At 72.4% G+C, this 3,208-nt stretch carries 2 protein-coding genes; both read left to right on the forward strand.

What is annotated here, in order from left to right; genetic code table 11:
- Positions 1 to 374: 374 nt before the first annotated feature.
- Positions 375 to 1,712 (forward strand): endolytic transglycosylase MltG, encoded by a 1,338-nt coding sequence (mltG, locus tag DQW85_RS25460; RefSeq protein ID WP_275888259.1) that lies wholly within the window; start codon positions 375 to 377, stop codon positions 1,710 to 1,712.
- 232 nt (positions 1,713 to 1,944) lie between these two features.
- A complete protein-coding gene (gene mltG / locus DQW85_RS25465; protein ID WP_113702495.1) occupies positions 1,945 to 3,096 on the forward strand; it encodes an endolytic transglycosylase MltG in 1,152 nt (383 codons plus the stop codon).
- Positions 3,097 to 3,208: the final 112 nt, after the last annotated feature.

A 3,208-nucleotide genomic window follows, 5' to 3' on the forward strand; every position in this document is an offset into this window, starting at 1 on the left:
CGCGCCACCAACCGACCCCCCGGCAGGCCCGCCGACCCGCCCTCCCCGGCGGCCGGCGGACCCGCCTCATGACCGGGCGGCCCCCTCGCCCCGACGGTCCCACCGACGACGCACGGCTCCCCGAGCCGCCCACGTCCGACGACGACCCGACGGGGCAACCGACCGGAACGGACCTACCTGCGCTCCGGGCCCCGGACGACCCGAGTGGGCCGCGCCCGGCGGGCGACCCGACTGGACGCGGCACCCCGGGCCACGCGGCGCCGTCCCCACCGACCGACACGCCCTCCCCGACCCCGCCCCCGGCCTCCGGCCCGCACGCTGACGGTCCGCACGCTGACGGCCAGCCTGACGGTCCGCACGCGGAAGGGCCGCAGGTGGAGGGCCCGTACGTGGAGGGGCCGCACGGGGGAGGCGCGCCTCTCCAAGTGCCGTTCGCCATGGCGGCGAGCCAAGAGGCGGCGGCGAGCCGCGACGCCTCCCGCCACGGACCCGAGTGCGACAACGCCTCCCACCGTGGCCCGGAGAGCGACAACGCCTCCGACGGCGGACCGGAAGGGGCCCGCAGCGCCACGCACGAGCCACCGGGCGAGGACACCGGGCAGGGTGACGGTGCCCTCGAACAGGCGGGATCAGGCGACGGACCCTCAAGAAGCGGGGGACGGGGACCGGCGCGGCGCGGGCGGGAGTCGTGGCGCAGGGGCGCCGTCCTGGCCGCCGGTCTGACCGTCTCCGTGCTCGCCCTGGGCACAGGCGTGTACAGCCTGGTCAAGCCGTACCTGGACCCGGACGACTACGAGGGCGTGGGCGGCGGCGCCGTCACCGTGCGGATCCGCCCCGGGGCCACCGCGAGCGACATCGGCGAGGCGCTCGCGAGCGCCGGGGTGGTGGCGAGCGCGCGGTCCTTCGTCGACGCAGCGGAAGCGCGTTCGATGGCGCACCGGCTCAAACCCGGGCACTACCGGCTCCGCACCGGCATGGCCGCCGCAGCCGCGCTCGACCTGCTCCTCGCGCCGGCCTCCCGCGTCGTCAGGCGCGTCACCGTGACCGAGGGCATGCGCGTGAACGAGGCGTTCAGGCGCATCGCCGACCAGGCCGGGCTCCCGCTCAAGGAGTTGCGCGCGGTCGAGCCGGAGCTCGTCGGCCTGCCCCCGTACGCCAGGGGGATCGAGGGCTTCCTGTTCCCCGCCACGTACGAGGTCGAGCCCGACGCCACGGCGGTGGACGTGCTGGCGGCGATGGTCGAGCGGTTCGGCGTCGTCGCGAGGCAGCTCGACCTGGAGTCCCGGGCGGCGCGAGTGCGCCTGACCCCGCTGGAGGCCGTCACCGTGGCCAGCATCGCGCAGGCCGAGGGCGGCCGGGACTCCGACTACCCGAAGATCGCCAGAGTGATCTACAACAGGCTCAGGCGCGACATGCCGCTGCAGATGGACGCCACTGTGACGTACGCGCTGGGCAAGCGGACGTTGAAGGTCTCGCTGAAGGACACCAGGATCCGCTCGCCCTACAACACCTACGCGCGCAGGGGACTGCCGCCCGGGCCGATCTCCAATCCCGGCCGGAAGGCGCTGACGGCGGCCCTCCGTCCAGCTAGGGGAGATTGGTACTGGTTTGTTACCACGGATCCCGCGCGTAGAATCACCAAATTCACCGACAAAGAGAGCGAGTTCGTGAGATACCGGGAAGAGTTGAGCCACAACCTCGGGACGAACTGATGCTCGCCGGAACACTCCTCACCTCGCGGGAGGGCGGCGGGTTCGACAGTCCGCGCCCCGGAGCCGGGGTGCCGGTCCTCTGTAGGTCCCTGGGCACGGCTACCCAGAGTGAACTTCCCCGGCCATGGCAGCATGTCCGGGTGCTCCCCCCGTTCCCCTCGGTAATCCCGAACGGTTCGGTCCGACGGCTTGACGCCGGCCGGCCCGTGCCGGGAGATTGGCCAGCGCACCTATGAGCGAGCTCGACATGGACTTCCTGCTCGGCGCCGAAGACGACGAGGGTCGTGGCCGGCGCTCCAGACGCCCTACCCGACGCGAGATGCGCAAGAGGCGCAGACGGCGCAACCGGGGCCGCTTCATCGCCCCGCTCCTCGCCCTCATCGTGCTCGTCGGCATCGTCGGCGGCGGTGGCTACTTCGGCTACCAGTGGCTCAGCGGCGCCCTCGTGCCCAAGGACTTCACCGGTCAGGGCAGGGGAGACGTGGTCATCGAGATCAAGCCGGGGCAGAGCGCCTCCGACGTGGCCCTGGAGCTGGAACGCCAGGGGGTGGTGGCCAGCGCCCGGGCGTTCACCAACGCGATCGCCAGCGCGGGCAAGAGCGGCGCGCTTCACCCCGGCCACTACACCATGCGCAAGGGCATGTCGGCCGCCAACGCGGTGGCGCTGCTCGACTCGGGCAACCGCCTGGTCGAACGGGTGACCCTTGAGGAGGGGCTGCGCCTGTCCGTCACCCTCGAGAAGCTCGCCGAGCAGACCGGCAGACCGCTGAAGGAGTTCCAGGCCGCGTCCAAGAGGCCCCGCGACCTCGACCTGCCGCGCTACGCGAGGGGCGGCCTGGAGGGGTACGCCTTCCCGGCCCAGTACGAGATCCAGCCCAAGACCAAGCCGCAGGACGTCCTGGTGGCGATGGTCGAGCGGTTCAAGGAGACGGCCGACAAGGTCGGCCTCGAGGAGGGCTCGAAGAGCCTCGGGTTCTCGCCGGGCCAGATGGTCATCATCGCCAGCATCGTCCAGGCCGAGGCCGGCCGCCAGGAGGACATGCCCAAGATCGCCCGTGTCATCTACAACCGGCTCGGCCGCAAACCGGCGATGAAGCTGGAGATGGACAGCACGACCATGTACGGGCTCGGCAAGTACGGCACGGCGGCGACCATCGAGGAGACCAAGAGCACCTCGAAGTACAACACGTACAGGTGGCCCGGCCTGCCGCCCGGCCCCATCGCCAACCCCGGCGAGGAGGCGCTGGAGGCGGCGCTCAACCCCACCGACGGTCCCTGGCTCTACTTCGTCGCCACCGACCCCAAGAGCAACGTCACGAAGTTCGCCACGACCGAGGCCGAGAGACAGGCGCTCCTGGCCGAATACCGGCGCAACGGCGGCTGACCACGGCGGCTGACCACGGCGGCTGACCACGGCGGCTGACCACGGCGGCTGACCGCGCCGGCCGGGCCGACTCCCGGCCGGCTGCGACGCCCGGCGGGCACGAGAGGCGGCC

Origin of the sequence: Nonomuraea lactucae (assembly GCF_003313395.1) — a bacterium.
Lineage (GTDB): Bacteria > Actinomycetota > Actinomycetes > Streptosporangiales > Streptosporangiaceae > Nonomuraea > Nonomuraea lactucae.

Bases quoted from the DNA above. Each gene is read 5' to 3' on its own strand.
- mltG (WP_113702495.1), top strand. From the start codon at position 1,945: ATGAGCGAGCTCGACATGGACTTCCTGCTCGGCGCCGAAGACGACGAG.